Origin of the sequence: Streptomyces sp. SID1328 (assembly GCF_009865595.1) — a bacterium.
Taxonomy (GTDB): domain Bacteria; phylum Actinomycetota; class Actinomycetes; order Streptomycetales; family Streptomycetaceae; genus Streptomyces; species Streptomyces griseoluteus.
The window spans coordinates 1-3,650 of the sequence record NZ_WWKH01000930.1 but is presented as its reverse complement, the minus strand read 5'-3'; the positions used below and the strand labels follow the sequence as shown (position 1 = coordinate 3,650).

General features: G+C 73.7%; 3 protein-coding genes and 1 pseudogene. 1 reads left to right on the top strand and 3 read right to left on the bottom strand.

The window, feature by feature from the left end; translation table 11 throughout:
* Positions 1-298 (top strand): annotated as a pseudogene (locus tag GT030_RS30155) (hypothetical protein); the annotation flags it as partial.
* 12 nt (positions 299-310) lie between these two features.
* Here GT030_RS30155 and GT030_RS30150 read toward each other — a convergent pair.
* The 3 genes from GT030_RS30150 to GT030_RS30140 form a co-directional block, all read right to left on the bottom strand.
* Complete coding sequence (locus tag GT030_RS30150) at positions 311-1,291, bottom strand: NAD(P)H-quinone oxidoreductase (protein WP_161203806.1); 981 nt, start codon at positions 1,289-1,291, stop codon at positions 311-313.
* Positions 1,292-1,338: 47 nt separating this feature from the next.
* A complete protein-coding gene (locus GT030_RS30145) occupies positions 1,339-2,436 on the bottom strand; it encodes a potassium channel family protein (RefSeq protein ID WP_161203805.1) in 1,098 nt (365 codons plus the stop codon).
* Positions 2,433-3,650 (bottom strand): molybdopterin molybdotransferase MoeA (locus GT030_RS30140; RefSeq protein WP_161203804.1); only part of this gene is annotated, 1,218 nt, incomplete at its 5' end. The genes GT030_RS30145 and GT030_RS30140, both read right to left, overlap by 4 nt.

The window sequence follows — 3,650 nt, the reverse complement described above, 5'->3', positions numbered from 1 at the left end:
GGAGGGGCGGATGCGGCCGGGCCGCCCCGAGCCGCCCGACCCGGCCCAGGACCCGACGGGCAGCACCACACCAGCCACCCCCGAGGCGGCCTACCCGGAGGAGCCGGAGACCGCCGACAGCCCCGCCGCGCCCACGCCGGCCGCCACCTCCGCCCCGGCCTCGCGGCCCGCCGCCGTACGCCAGGGGGAGAGCACCACGGCACGGGCGCCGCGCGTCCTCCCCCTGGGCAGCGGCCTGGTCCTGCTGGGCCTCGGCCTCGCGCTGGCCCGGCTGGGCCTGCGCATGCGCCGTACCTGAGGCCCAGTGAGGTTACGGCGCGACCAGCAGCACCTTGCCGATGTGGCCGCTGTCCTCCACCACCCGGTGCCCCTCGGCCGCGTCCGTCATCGGCACCTCGCGGTCCACGACGGGACGGACGACGCCCGACGCGATCAGCGGCCAGACATGCTCGCGTACCGCCGCCACGATGGCCGCCTTCTCGCTCAGCGGGCGGGCCCGCAGCGAGGTCGCGCTGACCGCGCCGCGCTTGCCCAGCAGCAGGCCGATGTTCAGCTCGCCCTTGGTGCCGCCCTGCATCCCGATGATCATCAGGCGCCCGTTGACGGCCAGCGTCTCCACATTGCGGCCCAGGTACTTGGCGCCCATGTTGTCGAGGATGACGTCGGCGCCCTTGCCGTCCGTGGCCCGCTCGATCTCGGCGACGAAGTCCTGGTCGCGGTAGTTGATCAGGATGTCCGCGCCCAGCTCGGCACAGAAGTCCAGCTTCTCCTTGGTCCCGGCGGTCACCGCGACCCGCGCCCCGATGGCCTTGGCCAGCTGGATCGCCATGGTGCCGATGCCGCTGGAACCGCCGTGCACCAGCAGCAGTTCGCCGGGCCGGAGGTGGGCCAGCATGAAGACGTTGGACCAGACCGTGCAGGCCACCTCGGGCAGCGCCGCCGCCTGCTTCAGGTCGATGCCCTCGGGCACGGGCAGGAGTTGCCCGGCCGGGATGACGACCTTCTGCGCGTAACCGCCGCCCGCGAGCAGCGCGCACACCTCGTCGCCCACGGACCAGCCGGAGACACCGGGGCCGAGGGCGGCGATCCGGCCGGAACACTCCAGGCCGGGGTAGGCGGAGGCGCCGGGCGGCGGGTCGTAGTGGCCCTGGCGCTGCATGATGTCGGCCCGGTTGACGGCGCTGGCCACCACCTCGACCAGCACCTCGCCCTCGCCGGGCACCGGATCGGGCACCTCGGTCCAGGTCAGGTTCTCGGGCCCGCCGGGTTCGGAAATCGTGATCGCATGCATGCCCGCGACGCTACCCCCCGACCGCGCCCCCAGGCCTGACGGCCCGCTCAGTCGCCCGGCAGCGGACGCGCGTGCGGGGCGACGTGCGCGGTGGGGGTGGCCCGCACGATGGTGATCAGCCGGTCGGTGAGCTGCAACTCCCCGACGGCCGGGTCGTCATAACCGAGGACACGGTGGCCGCGTACGACGCTGACGACGAGGTCCTCCGTCTCGCGCGGGCTGCGGCCCACCTCGGCACGGACCACCGGGCGGTCCACGATGTCCAGGCCGCTGCCCTGCTGGATCAGGTCCTCCATCACCATGCCGGCGGCGGGGCTGAGCACGGAGAGCCCGAGCAGCCGGCCCGCCGCTCCGGAGCTGGTGATGACCGCGTCGGCGCCGGACTGCTTGAGCAGCGGGGCGTTCTCCTCCTCGCGGACGGCGGCCACGATCTTGGCGCTTCGGTTGAGCTGACGCGCCGTCAGGGCGACCAGCACGGCGGTGTCGTCGCGCTGGGGGGCGATGATGATCTGCCGCGCCTTGTGCACCTCCGCGCGCCGCAGCACCTCGCTGCGGGTCGCGTCCCCGGTGACGCCCGCGTATCCCTCGGCCGTGGCCGCCTCGATCGCCTTGGAACTGGGGTCGACCACGACGACCTGTTCCTTCTTCAGCCCGGTCGCGCAGACGGTCTGGATCGCCGAACGCCCCTTCGTACCGAAGCCGATGACCACGGTGTGGTCGCGCAAGGTGGACCTCCAGCGGTTGAGACGCCATTCCTCACGGGTGCGTTCGGTGAGGACCTCCAGCGTGGTGCCGACCAGGATGATCAGGAAGAGCACGCGCAGCGGGGTGATGACGAGGATGTTGATGAGCCGGGCACCGTCGCTGACCGGGGTGATGTCGCCGTATCCGGTGGTGGAGAGGGTGACCGTCGCGTAGTAGAACGCGTCGAGCAGGTCGACGGGACCGTCGGCGTTGTCGCGGTACCCGCTGCGGTCGGCGTAGACCACGAACGCGGTGGCCACCAGCACCACCAGCGCCATCACCAGGCGCTTGGCGACCTGGCGGATGGGGCGTTCCACCGCCTTCCTCGGCAGCTTCACCCGCGAAGGCACCAGATGTTCGCCGGCCTGGCGGGCTATGGCGTCATGGCCCGGAAGTTTCACGTGAAACACACCCCGATTCCGGCCGTGTCCCACGGCAGGTCCAGCAGTTCCAGTCCGGCACCCTGTACCGCCCCGCCCGGCGGGACGACGGCCAGCGCGTCGGCGGTGGCGACCCCGCGCAGCATGCCGGGCCCGCTGTAGCGCAGCGGTACGGCCCGCTCCCCGCGCAGCACCACGGGCACCAGCCGCGTGTCGTGCGCGTGCCCCTGCACCGCTTCCCTCAGCGGCATCCGGTACGGCTCGGGCGCCGGGTGTGCGGCCAGCGCCCGCAGCAGCGGCTCAGCCAGCGTGAGCAGCCCGGAGACGGCCGCGAGCGGATTGCCGGGCAGCCCGACGAGGTGCTGGTCCGCCTTGGTACGGGCCAGCAGCATGGGGTGGCCGGGGCGCACCGCGACGCCGTCGACGAGGAGTTCGGCGCCGATCCGCTCCAGCGTGGGGTGGACGTGGTCCACGGGTCCGGCGGCGGTACCCCCGGTGGTGACGATCAGGTCTGCTCGGGAGGTGGTGATCGCCCTGCGCAGCGCCTTGGCGTCGTCACCGAGCCTGCGGACGGCGATGACCTCGGCGCCCAGCGCGCGCAGCCAGGGCGCCAGCATGGGGCCGAGCGCGTCCCGGATCAGCCCGTCGTGCGGGAGTCCCTCGGTGAGGAGTTCGTCGCCGAGGACGAGGACTTCGGCGCGCGGGCGGGGGACCACGGTGAGGGTGTCGTACCCGGCCGCCGCTGCGAGGCCCAGCACGGCCGGGGTGACCAGGGTGCCGGTGGGCAGCAACTGGTCGCCGCGGCGGCACTCCTGGCCGCGCGGGCGGATGTCCTGGCCGTGGCTCATCTCGCTGGTGGAGTGCAGCCGGTCCTGGGGCCCGGTGCGGCCGTGCTCGCTGCGCAGGACGGCGGTGACGCCGGTGGGGACACGGGCGCCGGTGGCGATCCGGACCGCCTCGCCGTCAGTGAGGGGCTCGGGGGGCGCGTGTCCGGCGAGTACTCCGCCGTCGCGGATCTGCCAGGGGCCGGGTCCGGCGACGGCCCAGCCGTCCATCGCGGAGGTGTCGAAGGAGGGAAGGTCGGTGAGGGCATCCAGGGGGGCGGCGAGGACCAGGCCGAGCGCGTTGCCCAGCGCGACGGAGACATGCGGGCGCCGTGTGGCCCGGCGGGCGGCTCTGGCGGCGGTCTCGCGGGCCTCGGGCCAGGGGGCGGCCTGGTGGTGGGGGTGCTCGTG